Annotated in this window: 1 pseudogene; it reads left to right on the plus strand. The window is 62.7% G+C overall.

What is annotated here, in order from left to right:
• Nucleotides 1-434 (plus strand): annotated as a pseudogene (locus ACW5W8_RS23855) (DUF935 domain-containing protein); the annotation flags it as partial.
• Between the last annotated feature and the right edge of the window lie 22 nt (nt 435-456).

The raw sequence follows: 456 nt of genomic DNA on the forward strand, positions 1-456 counted from the left end.
CGTATCCACTGCGGGCCCTGGTGGGGATGGGAATGCAGATCCCGGCGCAGTGGGTGCGGGATAAGCTGCAGATCCCGGCCCCCAAGGAGGGGGAAGAGGTACTGATCATCGTGGACAAACAGGCCGGGCAGGGAGAGGCCGCGCTTAAGGCAAAGGGACTGGCCGCGCTGGTTGCAAGTAAAGGTGAGGCCGACAAGGGGGATAACAACGATGCCCAGTTGGCCAGGTTGCAGGCTGAGGCGGCCCCTCTGCTGGAGGGGATGACCGATGCTGTCCAGGCGCTGGTGATGCAAGCCACTACCCTGGAAGAGATCCGGGATGGCTTGTTGGCGCTGGAACCAGAGCTCAGCCATGACAAACTGGGTGCGCTGATGGCGCAAGCCATCGCCGCCAGCGAGCTGCTTGGGATGCTTGAGATGGAGGAGGGGCGCTGATGCCCGTTCGCTATGGTTCTTT

The organism is Aeromonas aquatilis (assembly GCF_054052405.1).